Annotated in this window: 21 protein-coding genes; 11 read left to right on the top strand and 10 right to left on the bottom strand. The window is 66.2% G+C overall.

Translation table 11 applies throughout. The annotated features are described in order from the left end of the window. Positions 1-66 precede the first annotated feature (66 nt). The 8 genes from ABT375_RS07865 to ABT375_RS07830 all read left to right on the top strand — a co-directional run bounded on the left by ABT375_RS07865 (position 67) and on the right by ABT375_RS07830 (position 9,324). Positions 67-1,011: a hypothetical protein gene (locus ABT375_RS07865; protein ID WP_224547208.1), complete on the top strand. Its 945-nt coding sequence runs from the start codon at positions 67-69 to the stop codon at positions 1,009-1,011. After that, entirely contained in the window at positions 1,002-1,967 is a 966-nt protein-coding gene (gene tilS / locus ABT375_RS07860; RefSeq protein ID WP_261936426.1) for a tRNA lysidine(34) synthetase TilS, read from the top strand. The genes ABT375_RS07865 and tilS overlap by 10 nt, the downstream gene beginning before the upstream one ends. Positions 1,968-2,094: 127 nt before the next feature. Next, the gene (locus ABT375_RS07855; RefSeq protein ID WP_224547206.1) at positions 2,095-2,286 is read left to right on the top strand and encodes a hypothetical protein; all 192 of its coding nucleotides are present in this window, start codon (positions 2,095-2,097) and stop codon (positions 2,284-2,286) included. A gap of 99 nt (positions 2,287-2,385) precedes the next feature. Continuing rightward, on the top strand, positions 2,386-4,335 hold the full coding sequence (gene ftsH, locus ABT375_RS07850) for an ATP-dependent zinc metalloprotease FtsH (RefSeq protein WP_224547417.1): 1,950 nt from the start codon (positions 2,386-2,388) through the stop codon (positions 4,333-4,335). A 319-nt stretch (positions 4,336-4,654) separates the two neighbouring features. Then, on the top strand, positions 4,655-6,112 hold the full coding sequence (guaB, locus tag ABT375_RS07845; RefSeq protein ID WP_416464676.1) for an IMP dehydrogenase: 1,458 nt from the start codon (positions 4,655-4,657) through the stop codon (positions 6,110-6,112). A gap of 174 nt (positions 6,113-6,286) precedes the next feature. Further along, positions 6,287-7,462: an RsmB/NOP family class I SAM-dependent RNA methyltransferase gene (locus tag ABT375_RS07840; RefSeq protein WP_416464675.1), complete on the top strand. Its 1,176-nt coding sequence runs from the start codon at positions 6,287-6,289 to the stop codon at positions 7,460-7,462. A 92-nt stretch (positions 7,463-7,554) separates the two neighbouring features. Beyond that, positions 7,555-8,073: a tetratricopeptide repeat protein gene (locus tag ABT375_RS07835; RefSeq protein WP_416464674.1), complete on the top strand. Its 519-nt coding sequence runs from the start codon at positions 7,555-7,557 to the stop codon at positions 8,071-8,073. Between the two features lie 99 nt (positions 8,074-8,172). After that, on the top strand, positions 8,173-9,324 hold the full coding sequence (locus ABT375_RS07830; protein ID WP_416464673.1) for a JmjC domain-containing protein: 1,152 nt from the start codon (positions 8,173-8,175) through the stop codon (positions 9,322-9,324). A gap of 185 nt (positions 9,325-9,509) precedes the next feature. Here ABT375_RS07830 and ABT375_RS07825 read toward each other — a convergent pair whose 3' ends face one another. From ABT375_RS07825 to ABT375_RS07805, 5 genes are all read right to left on the bottom strand, one after another. Further along, on the bottom strand, positions 9,510-10,061 hold the full coding sequence (locus ABT375_RS07825; protein ID WP_416464672.1) for a pseudouridine synthase: 552 nt from the start codon (positions 10,059-10,061) through the stop codon (positions 9,510-9,512). A 111-nt stretch (positions 10,062-10,172) separates the two neighbouring features. Beyond that, complete coding sequence (rsmA, locus tag ABT375_RS07820) at positions 10,173-11,009, bottom strand: 16S rRNA (adenine(1518)-N(6)/adenine(1519)-N(6))-dimethyltransferase RsmA (RefSeq protein WP_416464671.1); 837 nt, start codon at positions 11,007-11,009, stop codon at positions 10,173-10,175. Beyond that, the gene (gene pdxA / locus ABT375_RS07815; protein ID WP_416464670.1) at positions 11,002-12,024 is read right to left on the bottom strand and encodes a 4-hydroxythreonine-4-phosphate dehydrogenase PdxA; all 1,023 of its coding nucleotides are present in this window, start codon (positions 12,022-12,024) and stop codon (positions 11,002-11,004) included. Before pdxA ends, rsmA begins: the two co-directional genes overlap by 8 nt. After that, positions 12,002-13,402, bottom strand: a complete 1,401-nt coding sequence (locus ABT375_RS07810) for a peptidylprolyl isomerase (RefSeq protein ID WP_261936431.1) — start codon at positions 13,400-13,402, stop codon at positions 12,002-12,004. Before ABT375_RS07810 ends, pdxA begins: the two co-directional genes overlap by 23 nt. An 85-nt stretch (positions 13,403-13,487) precedes the next feature. Continuing rightward, complete coding sequence (locus tag ABT375_RS07805; protein ID WP_416464669.1) at positions 13,488-15,770, bottom strand: LPS-assembly protein LptD; 2,283 nt, start codon at positions 15,768-15,770, stop codon at positions 13,488-13,490. A gap of 185 nt (positions 15,771-15,955) precedes the next feature. Here ABT375_RS07805 and ABT375_RS07800 point away from each other — a divergent pair, with 185 nt between their 5' ends. The 3 genes from ABT375_RS07800 to ndk all read left to right on the top strand — a co-directional run bounded on the left by ABT375_RS07800 (position 15,956) and on the right by ndk (position 18,375). After that, the gene (locus tag ABT375_RS07800) at positions 15,956-17,401 is read left to right on the top strand and encodes a leucyl aminopeptidase (RefSeq protein ID WP_416464668.1); all 1,446 of its coding nucleotides are present in this window, start codon (positions 15,956-15,958) and stop codon (positions 17,399-17,401) included. Between the two features lie 23 nt (positions 17,402-17,424). Next, positions 17,425-17,862, top strand: a complete 438-nt coding sequence (locus ABT375_RS07795) for a DNA polymerase III subunit chi (RefSeq protein ID WP_224547191.1) — start codon at positions 17,425-17,427, stop codon at positions 17,860-17,862. A 90-nt stretch (positions 17,863-17,952) separates the two neighbouring features. Further along, on the top strand, positions 17,953-18,375 hold the full coding sequence (gene ndk, locus ABT375_RS07790) for a nucleoside-diphosphate kinase (RefSeq protein ID WP_224547189.1): 423 nt from the start codon (positions 17,953-17,955) through the stop codon (positions 18,373-18,375). A gap of 61 nt (positions 18,376-18,436) precedes the next feature. Here ndk and ABT375_RS07785 read toward each other — a convergent pair whose 3' ends face one another. From ABT375_RS07785 to ABT375_RS07765, 5 genes are all read right to left on the bottom strand, one after another. Further along, entirely contained in the window at positions 18,437-19,282 is an 846-nt protein-coding gene (locus ABT375_RS07785) for a sulfite exporter TauE/SafE family protein (protein ID WP_416464866.1), read from the bottom strand. A 114-nt stretch (positions 19,283-19,396) separates the two neighbouring features. Beyond that, positions 19,397-20,047, bottom strand: coding sequence for a hypothetical protein (locus ABT375_RS07780; RefSeq protein WP_416464667.1), 651 nt, complete (start codon positions 20,045-20,047; stop codon positions 19,397-19,399). A 4-nt stretch (positions 20,048-20,051) separates the two neighbouring features. Next, positions 20,052-20,726 carry a glutathione S-transferase family protein gene (locus ABT375_RS07775; protein WP_416464666.1) on the bottom strand — a complete coding sequence of 225 codons (675 nt, stop codon included), beginning with the start codon at positions 20,724-20,726 and terminating at the stop codon, positions 20,052-20,054. A gap of 343 nt (positions 20,727-21,069) precedes the next feature. After that, positions 21,070-22,401, bottom strand: coding sequence for an ATP-binding protein (locus ABT375_RS07770; RefSeq protein WP_416464665.1), 1,332 nt, complete (start codon positions 22,399-22,401; stop codon positions 21,070-21,072). Continuing rightward, positions 22,398-23,072 (bottom strand): response regulator transcription factor, encoded by a 675-nt coding sequence (locus ABT375_RS07765; protein ID WP_416464664.1) that lies wholly within the window; start codon positions 23,070-23,072, stop codon positions 22,398-22,400. Before ABT375_RS07765 ends, ABT375_RS07770 begins: the two co-directional genes overlap by 4 nt. Positions 23,073-23,079 lie beyond the last annotated feature (7 nt).

Below are 23,079 nucleotides of genomic sequence, written 5' to 3'. Positions count from 1 at the left end.
ACGTCGCGCTTTACCGCGCGAAATATCGCCTTATGGTTAAGCCAGGAATATCAGTCGGGGATCATCATGCGTAACGCCCTTCTTGCGACAACGGCGGCTTTGCTGGCCGTTGCCATGCCTGTCATGGTCCAGCCGGCCGCTGCGCAGAACGCGCCGGTGGAGGTGCGGGTCGACCGGCTGGAAAAGGAAATGCGCGCGGTGCAGCGCAAGGTGTTTCCGGCCGGCACCCCGATCGAGGCGGAGATCAGCCGCCCGGCCACGCCCACGATCGCGCCCGGATCGCCCGCGTCCACCCCGATCGCCGACCTGACCGCGCGGGTCGGCGCGCTGGAATCGCAGCTCGCCTCTATCACGGGCCAGGTGGAGGAGAATAGCTACAAGCTCCGCCAGCTGGAGGAGGCGTTCAACAAATATAAGGCGGAGAATGACGCGCGCATGGCCGAGCCGGCGCCCGTCGCCGTGTCCACGCCCCGGCCGTCCGCGTCCGTACCGGCAGAGGCCGCGCCGATCGCGGCCCAGCCACGGCCCGCCGCCGCCAAGCCGGCCCCTGCTGTTGCGCCGCCGGTCGCGAGCGACGCACGCAAGGCCGCCGTCGCGGCGGTGGAGCGGCCCGACACCGGCGATGCCGCCAGCGACGCCTATAATTATGGCTATCGTCTGTGGGACGCCAAATTCTATCCCGAGGCGCAGGGCCAGCTAAAGGCGACGGTCGAGAAATATGGCGCCAGCCCGGTCGCCAGCAAGGCGCAGAACCTGCTTGGCCGCGCCTATCTGGACGATGGCAAGCCGGCGCTCGCGTCGGTCGCCTTCTATGAAAATTACCAGAAGCGCCCGCGCGGCGACCGTGCGGCGGACAGCCTCGCCTATCTGGGCGATGCGCTGATCCAGCTCAAGAAGCCGGCCGATGCGTGCAAGGTCTATCAGGAGCTGGAGCAGGTCTATGGCGGCAGCCTCTCTTCCACCCTGCGCGGCATGATGACTGCAGGCCGCGCCAAGGCGAAGTGCAGCTAAGCAGCGATGCGACCGCGCTGGTGGCGCGGCTGGACGCGGCGACGCGGGCGCTGGTCGGGGACGACCGGGCGGCGCGTTTCGGCGTGGCGGTGTCGGGCGGGCCGGACAGCATGGCTTTGCTGTGGCTGGCCGTGCGCGCCTTTCCGGATCGCGTGGCGGCGGTGACGGTCGATCATCAACTGCGCGCAGAATCGGCGGATGAAGCGGCGATGGTCGCGCGCTGGTGCGCGGATCGGGGTATCGCCCATGCGACGTTGACGCCCGACCGGCCGGTGGCGGGCAATGTTCAGGCCTGGGCGCGGGCGCTGCGCTATCGGTTGATCGAGGCATGGCGGGCCGGGCAAGGGATCGACTGGGTCATGACCGCCCATCATGCCGACGACCAACTGGAAACGATGCTGATGCGCCTTAACCGCGGGTCGGGCGTCGGCGGACTGGCCGGGGTGCGCGCGCGATCGGCATCGGGTGCGGGCCGGGTGATCCGCCCGCTGCTGGGGGTGCGCAAGGCGACGTTGCAGGCGCTGGCCGACGGGGAGGGCCTGCCCCATGTCCATGATCCGTCCAATGCCGATCCACGCTTCGACCGGGCGGCGCTGCGGACGGCGCTGAGCCAGGCGCCCTGGCTGGATGTCGAGGCGGCGGCACGCAGCGCGGCGGCGCTGGCGGAGGCGGACATGGCGATCGGGTGGAGCGTGGCGGCGTTGGCCGCAGAGCATGTGCGCGCCGACGGGGCGGGGTGGCGGCTGGAACGTACGGACCTGCCGCGCGAATATTTGCGGCGGCTCTTGCTGCTCATGCTGGAGCGGGGCGAGGCGCAGCCGCCGCGCGGCGACAGCCTGGATCGCGCCATGGCGGCCGCAATGGCCGGCGGGCAGGCGAGTATGGGCGACTGGCTATTAAAGGGTGGGACGCAATGGACGCTGCATCCTGCGCCGCCGCGGCGCACCCCGCAATAATCGTTACGGAAAGGTTCCACGGATTGTCGCGCAAGGCCCACGCTTCGCCGATTTGATGCGGTGCAATGACCTTTCTTTAACGGCCGCCATGACTATCCTGCGGTCTTTATAGCGGGGAATCTGGTGCATGGTGGAATTTGCGGCACTGACCTATGGCCTGTTGGCCAGTGTCATTCTTTCGGCGGCGCAGCGTAATCGCAAGCGCGGGCGGCCGCATTCGCCGTTGCTGCTCTATGTCGGCTATCTGTTGTGCGGGCTGTCGGGCGGGGTGGCGCTGGCGCTGGCCTATGTCGCGCTGACGCTGCTGGGCGTCGCCTGAACCCTGGCGCGCGGCGCGTGAAATAGCGGTCGGGACGGGACTGCGTGCGCTTGCGCTTTTGCCGGCGCGCCCTATCTTGGCCGGTGAAAGCGAGTGATGATGAACGACGAGAAAGACCCGCAGGGCAACCCCTGGATCAAGAGCGCCATGATTTGGGCGGGCGTGATCGTCGCCCTGCTGATGTTCGTGTCGCTGTTCGACAGCCGGACCGCGTCCAGCGCGGGGACCGGCATCGCCTATTCGGAATTCCGGTCCAAGGTGCAGGAAGGCCAGGTCAAGGACGTCGCCATCGCACCGGACAAGATCAGCGGTACATTGTCGGGCGGACAGAAGTTCACCACCATTCCCGTCGCCGATCCGGGCCTGACCAGCCTGCTGGACGATAATGGCGTCAAATATTCGGGCCAGGCGCAGGACCAGCCCAGCTTCTGGCAGATCCTCATCTACCAGTCGCTGCCGTTCCTGCTGATCCTGGGCATCGCCTTCTTCGTGCTGCGCCAGATGCAGAAGGGCGGCGGCGCGGGCGGCGCGATGGGCTTTGGCAAGTCCAAGGCCAAACTGCTGACCGAAAAGCATGGCAAGGTGACGTTTGACGACGTCGCCGGCATCGATGAGGCGCGCGAAGAGCTTCAGGAAATCGTCGAGTTCCTGAAAGACCCGACCAAGTTCGCGCGTCTGGGTGGCAAGATTCCCAAGGGCGCGCTGCTGGTCGGTTCGCCCGGCACTGGCAAGACGCTGCTGGCCCGCGCGATCGCGGGGGAGGCGGGCGTGCCCTTCTTCACCATTTCGGGGTCCGACTTTGTCGAGATGTTCGTGGGCGTCGGCGCGAGCCGTGTGCGCGACATGTTCGAACAGGCCAAGAAGAATGCGCCCTGCATCGTCTTCATCGACGAAATCGACGCGGTCGGCCGCCATCGCGGCGCGGGCCTGGGCAATGGCAATGACGAGCGCGAGCAGACGCTGAACCAGCTTCTGGTGGAGATGGACGGCTTCGAAGCGAACGAAGGCATCATCATCGTTGCGGCGACCAACCGCCCCGACGTGCTGGACCCTGCGCTGCTGCGGCCGGGCCGCTTCGACCGCCAGGTCGTCGTGCCTCGTCCCGACATCGACGGGCGCGAGAAGATCCTGGCCGTGCATATGAAGAAGGTGCCGTTGGCGCCCGACGTCGATCCCCGCGTCATTGCGCGCGGCACGCCGGGCTTCTCCGGCGCGGACCTGGCCAATCTCGTCAACGAAGCGGCGCTGACCGCGGCGCGGCGGGGCAAACGGTTGGTCGCGATGGACGAATTCGAATCCGCCAAGGACAAGGTCATGATGGGTGCGGAGCGCCGTTCCATGGTCATGACCGACGATGAGAAGAAGATGACCGCCTATCATGAGGCCGGCCATGCCATCGTGTCGGTCCACGAAGCCGCGTCCGACCCGATCCACAAGGCGACGATCATCCCGCGCGGCCGCGCGCTGGGCATGGTGATGCGCCTGCCGGAGCGGGACAGCTACAGCTATCATCGCGACAAGATGCACGCGAACATGGCCGTCGCCATGGGCGGACGCGTCGCCGAGGAGATCATCTTCGGTTACGACAAGGTGTCGAGCGGCGCGTCGGGCGACATCCAGTACGCCACCAAGCTGGCGCGCGACATGGTCACCCAATGGGGCATGTCCGACAAGCTGGGGCCGCTGCAATATGAAGAGCAGCAGGGCGAGACCTTCCTGGGCTATTCGCAGAGCCAGCGCGTCCATATGTCCGACGAAACCGCCAAGCTGATCGACGCGGAAATCCGCGGGCTGGTGGAGCAGGGCTATGCCCGCGCGCAAGAACTGCTCAAGGGCCATGAGGACCAGTTGCACCTGCTCGCCAACGCGATGCTGGAATATGAGACGCTGAGCGGCGAGGAAATCCGGGCGCTGCTGGAAAAGGGCGAGATTACCCGCGACGACGGCACGACGATCAAACCGTCGGTGATCCCGGCGGCGGGCTCCTCCATCCCGCGCATCCGCAAGCGCAAGGGCCCGTTCGGCGAGGCGAGTCCTGCCGGGGCGTAAGGGCTGATCGCAGCGATGTTATAATGAGGGCGCAGCCGGTGGTTGCGCCCTTTTTTGTTGGGCGGTTCAGTGTCCGCAGGCGACAAGAAGCCGATTGTTCCTCCTCCCGCCAGCGGGCCGGACATAAGACGCCGCCAGTCCGCTATCCACCCATAGCTGACATCTTGCGAGGCTCATCACGGTTCGCCCTTTTCCCCGCAATAAAATCCCCCAAGGGGTCTGGCCGTCCGCGCCCATAGTGGTTACATGGGCCGCCACAAATCCCCCGGAAGCGCTGCCTTTTTCGGCGTCGGTTCCGCAGCAGAAAGTGGCTTTTTCCATGGATATCCGCCTCGGTCTCACCTTTGACGACGTGCTGTTGCAGCCCGGCGAATCCGATGTGCTGCCCAGCCAGGCGGACACGTCGACCTATGTCACGCGCGAGATCAAGCTGAACATCCCGATCCTGTCGTCGGCGATGGACACGGTGACCGAGGCGGACATGGCGATCGTCATGGCGCAACTGGGCGGCATCGGCGTGCTGCACCGGAACATGACCGTCGATGAACAGGCCGACGCGGTGCGTGCGGTCAAGCGGTTCGAAAGCGGCATGGTCGTCAACCCGATCACCATCCTGCCGACCGCGACCTTGGCCGATGCGCAGATGCTGATGCAACGGCACAGGATCAGCGGCATTCCGGTCGTGGAACAGAGCGGCAAGCTGGTCGGCATCCTGACGCATCGCGACACGCGCTTTGCGGAAAATCCCAAGCAGCCGGTCAGCGAGCTGATGACCAGGGATAACCTGGCCACGGTCAAGGTCGGCGTGGGGCAGGAAGAGGCGCAGCGCCTGCTGCACCAGCGCCGGATCGAAAAGCTGCTGGTGGTGGACGAGGGCTATCATTGCGTCGGCCTGATCACCGTCAAGGATATCGAGAAGGCGGTCACCTATCCGCAGGCGACCAAGGACGGCACCGGCCGCCTGCGCGTTGCCGCCGCGACGACTGTGGGTGAAAAGGGACTGGAGCGCAGCCGCGCGCTGATCGACGCGGAATGCGACCTGATCGTCATCGACACCGCCCATGGCCATAGCAAGCAGGTGTCCGCTGCGGTCGAAGCGGTCAAGAAGCTGTCCAACCATGTGCAGGTGGTCGCGGGCAATGTCGCCACCGCCGAAGCGACCAAGGCACTGATCGGCGCGGGCGCGGATTGCGTGAAGGTCGGCATCGGGCCGGGATCGATTTGCACCACGCGCGTGGTCGCGGGCGTGGGCGTGCCGCAACTGACGGCCGTGATGGATTCGGCCGAAGAGGCCGCCAAGCAGGGCGTGCCGGTGATCGCCGATGGCGGGCTGCGCACGTCGGGCGATCTGGCCAAGGCGCTGGCGGCGGGCGCGGGGTGCGTCATGGTCGGGTCGCTGCTGGCGGGCACCGCCGAGGCGCCGGGCGAAACGTTCCTCTATCAGGGCCGCGCCTACAAGAGCTATCGCGGCATGGGCAGCGTCGGCGCGATGGCGCGCGGGTCCGCCGACCGCTATTTCCAGGCGGATATCAAGGACCAGATGAAACTGGTGCCCGAAGGCATTGAGGGCCAGGTGCCGTTCAAGGGCCCGGCCAAGGATGTCATCCACCAGCTGGTCGGCGGCGTGAAGGCGGCGATGGGCTATACCGGCAGCGCCACGATCAAGGATTTGCAGGAACGCGCGCGTTTCGTGCAGATCACCAATGCGGGCCTGTCGGAAAGCCATGTCCATGACGTGACGATCACGCGGGAAGCGCCCAATTATCCGACGCGGTAGGTACTTTCTTAATCCCCCTCCTTTTTAAGGGAGGGGCTAGGGGTGGGTGGCGAGCGTAGCGAGCTTCACCGCCTCAAGGTTGCAAGCGCCGCTTGCGCGGCGCACCCACCCCCGGCCCTTTCAGGAGGGTCACGTGCCCCTCCTGAAACTTAAAAGGGAGGGGGGAAGAATGGCATGACCCCGTCTGCTCGTATCCAGGCCGCGATCGATCTGCTCGACGCCATCATCGCGTCCGCGCGCGATGGCGGGCCGGCGGCCGATACGCTGATCGCGCGCTATTTCAAGGAACGGCGCTATGCCGGGTCGCGGGATCGGCGGGCGGTGCGCGACCATGTCTATGATGCCATCCGCCGGGCGGCCGAGCGGCCGGAGACGGGACGCGAGGCGATGATCGGGCTGGCGCTGGAGCGGCCAGAGGTCGCTGCGCTGTTCGACGGATCGACCCATGCGCCGCTGCCGATCGAGCCGGGCGAGATGGGCGCGGAAGCCGGTGCGGTGCCGTGCTGGCTGCAACCGTTGCTGGCGGACAAGGTGGAACAGGACGCGCTGCTGGGCCGTGCGCCGGTGGATGTGCGCGTGAACCGGCTGAAAGCGACGCCGCCGGATGTCGCGCCTTTGCTGCCCGACGCGACGCCGATCGCTGGCCTGCCCGACGGACTGCGCCTGCCCGAAGGCTTTCCGGTCGAGCAGCAGGCGGCATGGAAGGACGGGCTGGTCGAGGTGCAGGACGCCGGCAGCCAGTGGATCGCGGCAGCGTGCGCCGTGCAACCGGGCATGACGGTGATCGATCTATGTGCGGGGGCCGGCGGCAAGACGCTGGCGCTGGCGGCGGCGATGGGCGGGCGGGGTAATTTGATCGCCGCCGATACGATCCGGTCACGGCTGGCGCGGCTGGAACCGCGCGCGGCGCGGGCGGGGGCGACCTTCATCGAGACGCTGCTGCTGGACCAGAGCCATGAGGCGCGGGGGCTGGAGAGCCTGAACGGACAGGTGGACGTCGTACTGGTCGATGCGCCCTGTTCGGGCACCGGCACCTGGCGGCGCAACCCGGAGGCGCGCTGGCGGCTGACGCAGGCGCGGCTCGACCGGTTGGTCGCGGAACAGGCCCGTATCCTTGATTTTGCGGCGCCCTTGCTGGCGCCGGGCGGGGCGCTGGTCTATGCCACCTGCGCGCTGACCGAGCGGGAAGGGCGCGGCCAGGTCGATGCCTTTCTGGCGCGCCATGCCGGATGGACGGCGGAACCGATCGCCCTGCCCGTCGGCCGGGCGCATGGCGCCGGGTTGCTGCTGACGCCGGGGCATGACGGCAGCGACGGCTTCTTCTTTGCGCGGCTGCGCCGGGAGGCGTGAAACAGGCCATGGACAAGCGCCCGCAAAATCGCGACACTTGGGGCGTGGGCTATGGGCCGAAATCAACGCCTGAAACATGGCTGGAGACATTAATGCGTTTTACCCCCGCCTCGATTGCGCTCGCCGTCGTCCTGACCACCGTGTCGAGCGTCGGGCTGAGCCAGAAGCCGGACAGCCAGATCAGCCCGCAGTCGGTCGAATGGCAGAAGGCGGGCGAGGCCGCGCACAAGGCCGGCAATCTGGAAGGCGCGACCGATGCGCTGGAAAGCGCGCTGGCGATCGACCCGCGCAACCGCGCCGCCTTCATCGAACTGGCGGAGGTCGCGCGCGCACAGGGGCTGCAGGGCAAGGCGATCCGCCTCTACAAGGAAGCGCTGCTGCTCGATCCCACCGACGTCGCCGCACTGGCCGGGCAGGGCGAAGCGATGGTGGAAAAAGGGGCGATCGCCAAGGCGAAGGATGTGCTCGCGCAGGCGCAGGCCCTGTGCAAGGGCGACTGCGCGCCGGTCGGCAAACTGGCCGCGGCGATCCAGAAAGGGCCGCCCGCCGTCGCGATGACGACCAAGGAAGCGGTGATCGTGCCCAAGGAAGCGCCGACCGAAACGCCGTGAATATGATGGCTATTCGCCGCGTGCTTTGACTTCGTCGGCATCGCACGGCAAGGCCGGTGGGCGGGCGCATGAGGCGGATCGCTGAAACGCGGGCAGCCCATGCACTTCACAGATTTCGATGCCGACCTGTTCCTGCGCGACTATTGGCAGAAGCAGCCGCTGCTGATCCGCAATCCGTGGGCGGGATGGGCCAATCCGCTCGATCCGGACGAACTGGCGGGTTTGGCCTGCGAGGAAGGCGTCGAATCGCGGCTGATCGGCCAGGGCGACGGGCGCTGGATGGTCGAACATGGGCCGCTGCCCGAAGACCGGTTCGGGGCGATGGGCCGCAGCCCCTGGACGTTGCTGGTGCAGGCTGTGGACATGCATGTGCCGGCAGTCGCCGCGCTGGTGGCGCCGTTCCGCTTCATCCCCAACTGGCGGATCGACGACGTGATGGTCAGCTACGCCACCGATGGCGGCGGCGTGGGCGCGCATTACGACCAATATGACGTGTTCCTGATCCAGGGGCTGGGCCGGCGGCGCTGGCAGGTGGGCGGGCGGTGCGACGCCGATACGCCGCTGATGCTGCATGAGGATCTGCGCCTGCTGGCCGATTTCCAGCCCGAAGCCGAATGGGTGCTGGAGCCGGGCGACATCCTCTATGTGCCGCCGGGCGTCGCGCATAATGGCGTGGCCGTGGGCGACGATTGCATGACCTATTCGGTCGGCTTCCGCGCGCCGTCGCGCAGCGAGCTGGTCGAGCAATTTTGCGCCCATGTCGTCGGCGGCATGGAGGATGATGACCGCTATGCCGATCCGGACCTGACGATGCAGAGCAATCCGGGCGAGATCGGCGCGGCGGCGCTGGCCCGGTTGCAGGCGATGGTGGCGGAGGCTTTGAACGACCGCGCCGCCTTTGCGCGGTGGTTCGGGGAATATAATAGCGAGCGTAAATATCCCGAACTGGACTTCCGGCCCGACGAGCCGATCGCGGTCGAGGATGCGCGCGAACTGGTGGAGGAGGGCGTCGCGCTGTGCCGCAATCCGGCGAGCCGCTTCGCCTTTGTGGCGCAGGATGAGGGTTCGGTGACACTGTTCGTGGATGGCGAGAGCCATGATTGCAGCGGCGATGTTGCGGCGCTTGCCCAGCAGATTTGCGCGACGGACAGCGTCGTGATCGATCCGGGGCTGATCGGGTCCGACGCAGCGATGGAACTGGTGGTGACGCTCTACAATGAGGGCAGCGTCAGCTTCCTGCCCGAGGACTGAGCGATCCGTACGCGCCTGAGCATCTGTGCGCGCAAGAGGCGGTTCGGCTCGCAGGAGGCGGCCCTGGCGGCGGCGTTGGAGGGGAGCGTGCCGCTGCGTTTCTATCGCTGCGACCGGTGCGGCCAATATCATCTGACCAGCCGGACCAAGGGCAAGCGTTTGTTACGCCTGCCCGGTAACGCCGATCAGCCGACCTGAACCTCGCGCCATTCGCCCGGTTGCAAGCCATCGAGCGTCCAGTCACCGATGCGCCAGCGGACGAGGCGCAGAGTGGGATGGCCGACCGCCGCGGTCATGCGGCGGACCTGGCGGTTGCGGCCTTCGCGGATGGTAAGGCTGATCCAGCAGTCGGGAATGGCCTTGCGCACCCGGATCGGCGGATTGCGGGGCCAAAGGCCCGGATCGTCGATCCGTTCGACATCGGCCGGACGGGTGAGGCCGTCCTTGAGGTCCACGCCGCGGCGAAGCGTGGCCAGCGCGGCATCTGTGACGTCGCCCTCGACCTGCGCCAGATAGGTTTTCGCGGTCTTATATTTGGGGTCGGCGATGCGCGATTGCAGCCGGCCGTCATCGGTCAGCAGCAAAAGCCCCTCGCTATCGCGGTCCAGCCGACCGGCGGGGTAGACGCCCGGCACGGCGATGTAATCGGACAGGGTTGCGCGCGCCGTATCTGTGCCGCGATCCGTGAACTGGGACAGCATGTCATAGGGCTTGTTGAACAGGATGAGGCGGGACATCGGGTTTCCAGACCAGAAGATAGCCGTTCGTTTCGAGCGAAGTCGAGAAACGCTGGCACAGCGCTATCGGCTTCTCGACTATGCTCGAAGCGAACGAATGAGGGCTATTATTTAACGACTCAATATCCGCGCAATGGCGACAAATTCCTCGACGCTGACGGTTTCGGCGCGACGTTGCGGATCGATGCCGAGGCTGTCCAGCGCTTCGAGCGCACCGGGCAGACCTTTCAGGCTCTGTCGCAGCATCTTGCGCCGCTGGCCGAAGGCGGCGGCGGTGAGGCGTTCGAGATATTTGAGCTGCACTCCTTCGGGCGCCGGCTTGGGGGTGATGTGGACCACGGCCGACATCACCTTGGGCGGGGGGGTGAAGGCGCTGCGATGCACTTTCATCGCGATCTTCGCGTCGCTGCGCCATTGGGACAGGACGGCAAGGCGGCCATAATGATCGGAGCCGGCCTTAGCGACGATGCGCTCGGCGACTTCCATCTGGAACATCAGCGTCAGGCTGGACCACCACGGCAGTGGCGCCCATTGCGCCGACAGCCAGCCGACAAGCAAAGGCGTGCCGACATTATAGGGGAGATTGGCGATGATATGCGCGCCGTCACCCGCCTCGGCATGGGCGTCGGTCGCCATCGCGTCGCCGGAAATGACGCGGAGCTGGCCGGGAAAGGCCTCCTCCAGTTCGGCGAGCGCGGGCAGGCAGCGTCGGTCGCGCTCGACCGCGACCAGTTTTGCCCCCGCGCGCAAGATGGCGCGGGTGAGGCCGCCGGGACCGGGGCCGACTTCGAACGCGGGCGCGTCCCGGAGCGGGCCGGGGATGGCGGCGATCCGGTCGAGCAGTTGCTCGTCGAGCAGGAAATTCTGGCCCAGCGCCTTGCTGGCGGCGAGGCCATGGCGCGCGATCACGTCACGAAGAGGCGGCAATGCGGGGCGCGTGTCAGCCATGGGCGAGGCGGGCGCGGGCGGCTTCGGCCGCCATCTTGAGCGCGGCCATCATCGCGCCGGGATTGGCGCTGTCGGTGCCGGCGATGCCGAAGGCGGTGCCATGGTCTGGCGATGTGCGCACGATCGGCAGGCCCAGCGTAATGTTGACGCCTTCGTCGAAATAGAGCGTCTTGATCGGGATCAGCGCCTGGTCGTGATACATGCAGAGCGCAGCGTCATAGGTTTCGCGGGCGCGGGCATGGAACATGCCGTCGGCGGCGAGCGGACCGACAATGTCGAGGCCGTCTTCGCGGAGCAGATCGATGGCGGGACGGATCACGTCGATCTCTTCCCGGCCCAGCGCGCCATTTTCGCCGGCATGGGGGTTGAGCCCCGCCACGGCGAGGCGCGGGCGAGCGATGCCGAAATTGCGCTGCAATCCCTTGGCGGTGGTCAGCGCACGGGCGCGGATCAGGTCGATCGTCAGCACCGACGGTACGTCGGCCAGCGGGATATGGATGGTGATCGGCACGACTTTCAGCGACGGTCCGGCCAGCATCATCACCGCATTATGGGGTGACACGCCGCAGCGTTCGGCGACGAATTCGGTCTGGCCCGGATGGGTGAAGCCGACGCCGTAGAGCTGTTCCTTGCCCACCGGCGCGGTCACGATTCCGGCAGCCGATCCCTGTCTGGCCAGCCCGACCGCCACTTCGAGCGCCTGGAAGGCGGTGCGGGCGCCGTCGATGCTGGGGCTGCCCGGCACGATTTCGCCCGCGTCGGCGACCTGAAGGCAGGGCAAGGCCGTGCCGAACGCGCCGGCAGCCTCTTCAGGCGCGCCGATGATCGCGATCGGTCCCAGCCATACTGCGCGGAGCGACGCGGCGTCGCCCACCGCGAAGAAGGGCGGCAGGCCGCGCGCTTCGCGCATCACCCAGCTTTTCGCGACGATCTCCGGCCCGATCCCGGCGGGATCGCCGAGCGACACCGCAAAGGGTGCGAGAGGCGCGGCGTCAATTATATTCGATGACCGCATCGCGACGAAGGTCACGCAGATAGATGCGCGCGCGCTTGTTGACCCGTTCTTCCTCAAGCTGGGCCTGGATCTGTTCGGCATTGGGGGCATTGGCCGACGCCGGATCGTCGCGGCCGCAGACCACCAGCACGCGGACGCCGTCGGTGATCGAACCGAAGGGCGGGGTCGATTCACCCACTTGCAGGTTCATGAGGATGTCCTGCAACTGCGGCGGCAGGTCGCGCACCTTCACATTATCGTTATCGACGACGTCGGCGCCGATCTTTCCGCCGATCTCATTGGCTTGGCCGCAGCCCTTGATCTCCTTGACGGCGGCGGCGAATGTGGCGGCTTTGGCGCTGGCCTGATCCTTCGTCGTACCCTGGGGGAAGAGCACGGAGAGCTGTTTCAGGCTGAGCAGCGAATCGCGCGGATCGGCGGTCAGCACCTTGCGCTTGTCCATGACATAGACAAGCGACAGGCCGCCCGCGACGTCGATCGGGCCGGCGATCTGGCCGACCTGCATCTCCGCTGCGGCCTGCGCCAGTTCGGGCGGCAACTGGGCGGGGCGAACCCAGCCCAGATCGCCGCCGACCGCCGCGGTCGACGCTTCGGAAAATTGCCGGGCATAGGCCGGGAAGCTGCCGCCCTTTTGTATCTGTTCGATGATGTTGCGCGCGTTGGCGACGATCTGGGCGTGATTTTCCGGTGTCGCCGACAGATAGATTTCGCCGATGCGATATTCGTCGCTGCCCTTGGCGGCGTTGAGGCGATCGACCACCGACTTCACTTCGTCTTCCGACACGTTGACGAAGGGCTGGATGTTGCGGCGGAGCAGGCGGCTCCAGGCGAGTTCGCCCTCGATCTGGCGCTTGATGCTGGCCGGAGCGCTGCCCTTTTCGCGCAGATAGCCGTCGAACTGGGTCGGCGACTGGCGGAAATTGGCCGCGACGCGCTCATAGCTCTGCTGCACTTCGGCCGGATCGACCTTGATGTCGTTGGCGGCGGCTTCCTGGATCTGGAGCGTTTCGTCGATCAGGTTGCGCAGCACCTGTACGCGCAGACGCTCCTTTTCCGCCTCTTCCACCTTGCCGCCGTTGGCGGTGATGATGAGGGCGAGGCGCTGGTCGATGTCCGTCCCGGTGATGATCCGGCCGTTGACGATCGCCGTCGCCTTGCGGACATTGGGGTCGCTCTTGCCGAAGAGCGTGACGTCCTTGGGCAGGTTGAGCTGCTGCGTCGCGACGTCGCTGCCGTCATCGACCGTCTGGGCGAGAAGGGGCTGGACGCCGGTGCCGAGCAGCGCCGAAGACAGGAGCAGGGTGCGAAGACCCGAACGGACGCCATGCATCATGCGGTTGGGAAACATGCGGTTGGGCGAGGAAGCGACAGGCAGCATCGTCGGCAAAAATCTCCAATACGAACCGGCGCGTGATGCGCTGGTCCGCCTTAACCAGTCCTGACGGTAGGCGGGAGCCTGTTCCTTATATGCCAATATTGCGGAAAGCTAGCCGTAGCTGGAAGCCATTGCCCTTTCGCGCGTCGCCATTGGCCTGATAGTCGCGGCGCCAGGTGAGGCCGAGCGTCAGGCAGTCGTCCTCATAAGCGATGCCGAGGCGGTGACGGACCGGCTCATAGCCGTCCGAGACGCTGAGCGGATCTTCCTTCGCATCGGTCAGGTCGATGACGGTCGAGCCGAACACCGACCAGAAGCGTGCGAACTGAACCCGGCCGCCCAGGCGCAGTTCCTCGCGATCCTGCAAATCCTCCAGCCCCGACGCCACGTCGCGGTTGAGCCGCAGATAGCCGACCATCGCATAGGTCTTCTTACTGCCAACGGTCGCGTCGATCTCGTTGCGGCGAACGGAAAGATTGTCCTTGTCCACGCGGAAGCGGTGGGTGAGGGCGACGAAATCCTTGTAGCGGACGGTGGTGCGGCCGACGATGTCCGACGTGCGGTCGGACAGGCCAGTGCCGTCGGGCAGGATCGCGGGGCGATTGTCGATCCGGTAGCTCTGGCCGACGATGCTTTCGAGCGAGAAGTCCGGCAGCGCCAGGCTATATTCCAGGCCATAGGTGATGCGAGTCGAATCCTCGAACCGGTCATAGCCCGCGAAGCGATTGAGCGCGAAGAGGTTGCTATCCTCCAGATCGACAGCGCGTGCGTCTTCATTGGGCAGCGACAGGTTGGCCAGATGCGGCGCGGCGACGATCTGCACCCGCGGGGCGATGCGCTGGACGCCGCCAAAGGCTTCGCCGACGAAGGGCCAGCGCATGTCCACCGCAGCGGCGGCGATGCCGCGCGCCTGCCAGCCGGGATCGCCGGCATAGCTCACGACCGAGGTCAGGGCGTTGTCGCTGCTGTGATAGACGTCGCCGCGCAGATAGCCGGTGAAGGTGACTTCCTGCCCCAGCCCGGTCAGCGTGCGCAGGTTCCATTCCGCCGCGGCGAAGGCGCGCTGCGTGTCCTGGCCGCTGGTGCGGGTGATGGCGAGCGTGTTGGCCTGCAACTGGAGCACGCCGCCCAGCAGCGGGTCTTTCAGCCGCAGGCGATAGTCGATGACCGGCAGCGCGATCGGCGTCTGCCCTTGCAAATCGCCCTGGCGCAGAGTCTGCACCGCCCAGCCGCGAATCGAGAAATAGCTGTTTTCGCCGATCCGCTGCGCGCCGAGCGTCGAACGCAGACGGTCGTCGCGGCTGATATCGTAGCGACGCAGGAAGGTGCGATCGGTGGCGAAGCGGAGCGACCCGTCGAGGCTCCATTCCGGCGACAGCTGCATCTTGCCGCTGGCGTCGAGATAGCCGCGAATATCCTTTTCGGCTGTCGCCGGGGTCGTCCCCGTGCTGCTGTCGCTGGTCGCGACGCGGCTGCCATGGGTGATGTAGCCGGTGACCTGATAGGCGCCGCGATCGTAGAGGTGGCGGTAATTGGCCTCCAGCATCGGCAACGTATCGGTATAGACATGCGGCGTGATGGTAATGTCGCGATTGGGCGCCAGCTTGAAATAATAGGGCAGCGCCACTTCGAAGCCGTTATTGCGGTCATAGCGCAGATTGGGCATCAACAGGCCGCTGCTGCCGCCATCGCCGACCGGATGCGACAGGCCGGGCAACGGGATCAGCGGCAGGCCGAACAGCTCGATATTGGCGTTCTTGTAGGTGACGCGCTGGCGCGTCGGGTCGTAGATGACCCGGATGGCGTTGATCTGCCAGGTAGGTTCCTTGGGACAGCCATGGCTGTCCTCCACCGCGCAGCCGGTATAGGTGGCGCGATTGAGCGTGTAGACCCCGTTGGCGCGCGTGCCCTTCACCGACGCCAGGCGGCCGCCCGACTGGAGCACCAGCAGCATATTGTCGACCGCGCCGTCCTTGAGCGTATCGGTGACGTCGAAGCGGTCGCCATAGGCGATATTGCCTTCGGGATCGATGACCGAGACATTGCCGATCGCCTCGACCTTCCCGCTGTTGCGGTCCCATATGACCTTGTCGGCGCGCAGGCGGTTGCCGTCGCGCAGCAACTGGACATTGCCGTTGGCGGTCACGACTTCGCTGTTGCTGTCATATTGCAGCGCGTCGGCGGCAAAGCCGATCTGGTCGTCATTCTCCGGCATGGGCGCGTCGGGCGCGCTGATGGGCGTAGCGGGCTCGTTGAGCTGCTGCGCCAGTGCCGCGGGCGCCAGCAGGAAAGCGGGCAGCGTCGCGCCAGCCAGCAGGGCATTGCGAACGGACGAAGGGAACGGGACGGTTTGCAAGCGGTGGGGCCTCATCAACGGGGCGCATCTTGCCGTCCCGCCTATCGCACTGATTGCCCGTCCGCAATCGCCCGTCGCGCATCTTTGCCCGGAAATCGGTCGAACGGCTTTGCCAGACGGAGAAAGCCGCACTATCTGGCAGATAAGAGAGCGGCCGGCTTGGCCCCCCGCCCCGAACGAACAAGAGGACAAGAACCCCGATGGATATCCAGTTCAGCCCGACCCGTCCCGATGCCGACACGCTGGTGTTCGCCGTACCCAAGGGCGGTTTCGACGCGCTGCCCCTGTTGGCCGCGCCCATTTTGGCGGCGGGCGCCGCCGCATCGCGCTTCACCGGCGAGACGGGGACGAGCTTCGAAAGCTTCGTGTCCGAAGGCGGCAAGACGCTGCGCGTGCTGTTGCTGGGCATCGGCGCAGGTAGCGAACAGGACGTGGAAAAGGCCGGCGCGGCGCTGACCGCAAAGCTGTCGACCAGCGGCGCGATCCATGCTGCGGTGGAATTTTTCGGCGGCGCGAGCGGCGAACTGGCGGCGCATCTGGCGTTCGGCGCATTGCTGCGCGGCTGGCGGATCGACACCTATCGCACCCGTCAGCCGGAAAAGGCCAAGCCGACGCTCAAGACCGTCACGTTGGTCGCGGCGGGCGCGGATGCGGCGTGGGACCGGCTGGCTGCGGTCGCCGCCGGTGTCGCCTTCACCCGCGAACTGGTGTCGGAGCCGGCGAACATCCTCTATCCCGAAAGCTTCGTCGAGCGTTGCCAGCATCTGACCGAACTGGGCGTGAAGATCACCGTGCTCGACAAGGCGGCGATGGAAAAGCTGGGCATGGGCGCGCTGCTGGGCGTGGCGCAGGGGTCCGTGCGCGAGGCGCGGCTGCTGGCGCTGGAATGGGACGGCACCAATGGCGCTGTGGAAAAGCCGGTCGTCTTCGTCGGCAAGGGCGTGACCTTCGACACCGGCGGCATCTCCATCAAGCCGGCGGCCGGCATGGAAGACATGAAGTGGGACATGGGCGGCGCGGGCGCGGTCGCCGGCGCGATCAAGGCGCTGGCCGGGCGCAAGGCAAAGGCGCGCGTGGTCGGCATTTGCGGTCTGGTCGAGAATATGCCGGACGCCAATGCGCAGCGCCCCGGCGACATCGTGACGTCGATGTCCGGACAGACGATCGAGGTGCTGAATACTGACGCCGAGGGGCGGCTGGTGCTGTGTGATGCCATCACATGGGCGCAGAAGACCTACGCGCCCGAGGTCATGATCGACCTCGCCACGCTGACCGGCGCGATGATCGTCGCGCTGGGCGATCAATATGGCGGCCTGTTTGCCAATGATGACGGCCTGGCCGAAGACCTGACCGCGGCGGGCAAGGCGAGCGGCGACCAGTTGTGGCGCTTCCCGCTGTCCGACGCCTATAACAAAATGATCGACAGCCCGATCGCCGACATGAAGAATATCGGCGGGCGTTACGCTGGATCGATCACCGCGGCGCAGTTCATCAAGCGCTTCGTGGACGATGGCGTGAAGTGGGCGCATCTCGACATTGCCGGCATGGTCTGGTCCGACAAGCCGGGCGCGACCTGGGACAAGGGCGCCACCGGCTATGGCGTGCGCCTGATCGACCGGCTTGTCGCGGACAAGTTCGAGCATTGACCCCAATTCGCTAGAGGAAAGCCGTGCAGGTCGATTTCTACCAGCTCAGCCGCGATCCGGTGGACCAGGTGTTGCCCGCGATTGCGGTGCGCATCCTGGACCTGGGCGCGCGACTGCTGGTGGTGGCGCAGGAACCGGAGCGGCTGGAGCGGATTTCGGCGGGGCTTTGGGCCGGTCCGCCTGAAAGCTTCCTGGCGCATGGCCGGGCGGGCGATGGCGGCGAGGCGCAGCAGCCGATCCTGCTGAGCGAGGCGTGCGAGGCGCTGAACGGCGCGGCGCATATCGCGCTGGCGGACGGTATCTGGCGCGACGCGGCGCTGGGGTTCGAGCGGGCCTTCTACTTTTTCGACGAGGATACGGTCGACGGCGCGCGCGCCAGTTGGCGGGTGCTGTCGAAGCGCGAGGAGACGATTTCGCGCTACTTCAAGCAGGACGGGCGCAAATGGGTGCAAATGGCCTGATGTTCGGTCAGGGTTAAGCCCCTTGCGGCCCGGCCCGGCCGCGTCTAAAGGCGCGCCCAGCATTCCCAACAATCTGGAGTTTCGAGGGCCATGGCCGTCACGCGCACCTTTTCGATCATCAAGCCCGACGCGACCCGTCGCAACCTGACCGGCGCCGTCACCAAGCTGCTGGAAGAAGCCGGGCTGCGCGTCGTCGCATCCAAGCGCATCCGCATGAGCCGCGAGCAGGCCGAAGGCTTCTACGGCGTTCACAAGGAACGGCCTTTCTTCGCCGACCTGGTCGCCTTCATGATTTCCGGCCCGGTCGTCGTCCAGGTGCTGGAAGGCGAGAATGCCGTGCAGCGCAACCGCGACATCATGGGCGCCACCAACCCCGCCAATGCCGACGCCGGCACGATCCGCAAGGAACTGGCCGAATCGATCGAAGCCAATTCGGTCCATGGTTCGGACAGCGAAGAAAATGCCGCGATCGAGATCGCCTATTTCTTCAAGCCGGAAGAAATCGTCGGCTAAAGCCGCGATCCTTTGATCTGAAAAGCCCGGTCCTCGTCCGCGAGGGCCGGGCTTTTTGATGTCAGTGCGATTTGGCCAGAGCGGGCGCCTCGACCTTCACCGGGTCGGGCGTGCGGGCCTTGACGAACAATTGCCAGGAGGACAGCGCCAGCACCGCGGCGAGCAGGGGTTGCAGCACCTTGTCGGGGGCATGGGACGACAGATAGCTGCCAACGATCACGCCGGGTATCGACCCGATCAACAGGTTCATCAGCAGTACGCCGTTGACGTCGCCCATCAGCCAGTGGCCGGTCCCGGCGATCAGCGCCAGCGGCACGGCATGGGCGATGTCCGACCCCACGATGCGGGCAACCGGCAGGCGGGGATAGAGGATGAGCAGCACCGTCACGCCGATCGCGCCCGCGCCGACCGAGGAGAGCGTAACCGCCGCGCCGATCAGCGCCCCGAGCGCCGTGGTGCCATAGAAGGTGGCGTCGGCCGAGTGGCCCGATCCCAGCTCGTCCCGATGGCGAAACAGCCATTTGCGGCCGATGACCGCGACCGACGTCAGCGCCAGCAGCGAGGCGAGCGACAGCAGGATGACATGTTCGGTCGTTTTGCCGACATCGCCGATCCAGCCGAGCACCAGCAGCGTGACGAGCGCGGACGGCACGCTGCCCGCCGCCATGCGCCGCACGATCGGCCATTCGATCGTGTCGCGTTTGCCGTGGACCGCCGATCCGACGATCTTGGTCAGGGCGGCGAAGAGCAGGTCGGTGCCCACCGCGGTCTTGGCGCTGACGCCGAACATCAGCACCAGCAGCGGCGTCATCAGCGAACCGCCGCCAACGCCGGTCACACCCACCAGCACGCCGACCAGCAGGCCGGCAATGGCGTGGAAGAGGTCGATCGATCCCATCAGGCTCATGGCGCCCGTCTTGTCCTTATCGTCATATTGCGCAACCCTGCGCGCGCCTTGCACCCGTTTCATCGCCGCAAGACAAGCGGCTTTCCTGTTTCAGGCGGAAAAGCAGGGCTTGGGCTATTTTTGACTGAGGCGCGCCCACCGGGCGTCGACCCTCATCTGGGCGCTGTCGGCCTTGACCGTTTCGACCCGCGACAGGCCGCGCAGGGCCAGGCTGTGCCCGGCGATCCAGCGGCCCGCAATGCCATAGCCTATGTCATAGAGCGCGACATTCTCATGCGCATCGCCACCCACCACAAAACGAGTGGTGATGACCACCGGCAACCGCTCGTCGCCCACGCTGTCGTCGGGCAGCTTCGCCCTGGCCCGCGCCTTCTTGAGCGCGCTGTCGAACCAGCCGCCCTCGATCCGCGGATCGCCGGCGGTATCGACCGCCGCGATGCCGAGCGCGCGGGGGAAGAGGATGGTCTGGCTCTGGATGATCTGGTCGGGATCGGCGGTCCTGAGCGCGATCCGGTCGTCCTTCACCGAATCGGCATTGAGCACCAGTACGGCGGCGCGGCTGGACGCCTTGCGGCTTTCCGCCGCCTTTTCGGCGCGTTCGTCCTTCTTGTCGGCCCAGTTGAGATAGAGGGTGAGCGCGGAGATACCCACCGCCAGCACCGCCAGCACTTCGCCCAGGGTGATCCAGCGACGACGAATCGCGGCGGCTTCCGCTGCCCGCTCTTCCTTGGCTGCCTCTCTGGGCGTTTCGGGCGTGTCGCTCATGGCCTCACACCGACTGTGGCGGAACTTCGAATCGGTCGATCACCCAGTCCTCCGCCTGCGCGCCGCCGATCCATTCCTGCATCCAGGGATGGGCGATGATGGCTTGCATATAGGCTTGCGCAAAGCGGGCGACCGGCAGTTGATAGGTGATGAAGCGAGTGACGACGGGCGCGAACATGACATCCACCGCCCCGAAGGCACCGAAAAGGAAGTCGCCTTCGCCGCCATGGCGGGCGCGGGCCTGCGCCCAGAGCTGCATGATTCGGGCGATATCCTGCGCCACTGGCTCGGATGGCGGCACGGCGGGATAGATCTGCCGGATGTTCATGCTGTGCTCGCGGCGGAGCGCGGCGAAGCTGCTGTGCATTTCCGCCGCCATCGACCGGGCCATGGCGCGCGCGGCGGGATCGACCGGCCAGAACAGGTCGCCACTGGTCTTTTCGTTCAGATATTCGACGATGGCCAGGCTGTCCCACACGACGACGTCGTCGCCGTCCCACAGGATCGGCACCTTGCCGGAGGAGGGAGCGAACTCGTCGCCCTCACGCCGTTTCTCCCAGGCTTCGTCATAGAGGGGGACGACCACCTCCTCGAACGGGAGGGCGGACAATTTGCACGCCAGCCAACCGCGCAGCGACCAGCTCGAATAGGCCTTGTTGCCAATGAACAGCTTCATCATAGCGTCTTCTTAGACGGGAGCGACGGAACAAGTCGAGCGGGAAGACGTGTCGGAATCCCATTAAAGATGATCCCTTCCTCCTTCGGAATACTGTATTTTTTGCCGTTCGGATCATTTCCGCTTTTTCCCTGAAAACGGATGCAAATTCGAACATGGCGGTTGAGTTCATCGCAGGCCGAGGTCGGCCATCATCGCCGGGCGACCCCGGCGCCCGGGACCTTTGGCCGCAGGCTGCGATAGTTCATCTCCCGACATGGCGCGGTCGGTGCTCTTGGCGGGCAGATCCTCGCTCTGCTGGCGCGGCATGACATGGACCGATTGCACCATGTCGACCAGGGGAAGGTCAGCGCGCCAGACGCACCTCTACGCCAAAGCCGGGCGCGGGCAGGATCGACGCCGATCCGCCGTGTATCCTTGCGACAGCCGCGACGAGGGCGAGCCCCAGGCCGTGGCCGTCGGTGGACCGGCTGGCTTCGGAGCGGCTGAACCGGTCGAACAGGCGGGGGATATCCGCTTCGGGGACGCCCGGACCATCGTCGCGCACGCATAGCAGGAGACAAGCGTCCTGCGAGGAAAGCGTCACCGAAACGCGAGTGCCGGGCGGAGTATGACGCAGGACGTTGTCGAGCAGATTGGCGACCAGTTGGCGCAACAGGCGGCGGTCGCCATGAAGATGGTGGTCGGGCGCGACAGCGGATGAAAGCCGATGCCCCGAAATCTCGAAATCGGGATCGTAGGAATCGATCAGATCTTCGACAAGGTCGGTCATGGACAGGTCGCGAAAATCGCGACGCAGCGTTCCGGCCTCGACCTCGGAAATGCGCAGGATCGCCCCGAACAGTTCCAGCAGTTCCTGCGATTCCATCGTCGCCGCTTCGATGGCGACCTTTCTCTCGTCCCCCTCGCGCGTCAGCGCCTCATGCAGTTGGTTGTGCAGGCGGGTCAGCGGCGTGCGCAGGTCGTGGGCGACATCGCTCGACACCTGACGCAGATTTTCGACCAGCGCGGCATTGCGGTCGAGCATGTGATTGAGGGTTTGCGCGACCCGGTCGAACTCGCTGCCCGACCCGTCCAGCGGCATACGCTGGCGCGGGTCGCCCGCGATGATCGCCTGGGCGGCGTCGTCGAACCGGCGGAGCCGGCGCTGCGTGACGACGCCCACCGTCCAGGCGCCGCCGATTGCGAGCAACAACATGGTGGCGAACGCCGCCAGAAACAGCTTCAGGATCGTGATGTCCATCTCGTCGATCACCTGGCGGTCGACGGCGACCAGCAAGCGGCTCCCGTCAGGCAGGCGCGTTGTGAGCGACTGGGCGATGCCGCCATTCCGACCATAGGGCAGCAGTTCGACATAGCCAGGATCGGAGGGCACCTGCGCATCGAAAGCGCCCGCCAGTCGCCGTCCCTGCGCGTCGAGCAGGATATAGCCCAGGCTTGCGGTGCTATGGGCGGCGTCGCGCTGATGGATGAGGGTCGCGAGCCGCGCGACGCCATGATCGCCGGTTCGCGTGAGCAGCGCGCGCGTCTCGGTGGCGATGCGGTGGTCCAGTTGCACCTCCATCGCCTCATGCACCACGACATAGGCCAGCACGCCGATCACCGGCGTCGCCAGCGCGAAGACCAGGCTGACGAGCGCGGTGAGGCCGAATGTCGTACGCCAGGGACGGCGCATCATTCGCTGCGGATCATATAGCCCGCGCCGCGCACGGTTTCGATCGCGTCGATATCGAACCCGGCGTTGAGCTTCGACCGCAGGCGGCTGAGATGGGTTTCGACGATGTTGGTCTTCGGCTCGAAATCAAAGTCCCAGACGCGTTCCAACAGCATCGTGCGGGTCATGACGCGATGGCGGTTGCGCATCAGTTCGGCCAGCAGCGCAAATTCGCGCGGCTGGAGCGCCACTTTCCTGCCCGCGCGATGGACGGTGCGGCGGTGCAGGTCGATCTCTATGTCGCCGACCGCCAGTTTCGCCGTCTCCATTTGCGGGGCCGGGCGGCGGCCGAGCGCATTCACGCGCGCCACCAGCTCGGAAAAGGCGAAGGGCTTGACCAGATAGTCGTCGGCGCCCGCTTCCAGTCCCTCGACCCGGTCGGCGATCCGGCCGATCGCGGTCAGCATCAATATGGGGCTGCTGTTGCCCGCGGCGCGCAGCATCTTGACCAGCGACAGGCCGTCCAGTCCCGGCAGCATACGGTCGACCACGACCGCGTCGAATCCGCCATCGGTCGCCTGGAACAGGCCATCGCGCCCGTCGGCGGCCACGCTTACGGCATGGCCGATCTCCCGTAGACCCCGTGCGACGAAGTCGCGGGTTTCGCTATCGTCTTCGATGATGAGGATGCGCATGATGCGT

The sequence above is a fragment of the Sphingomonas sp. VDB2 genome (assembly GCF_047946695.1).
Taxonomy (GTDB): Bacteria; Pseudomonadota; Alphaproteobacteria; order Sphingomonadales; family Sphingomonadaceae; genus Sphingobium; species Sphingobium bisphenolicum.
This window is presented reverse-complemented; position numbering and strand designations above follow the sequence as displayed.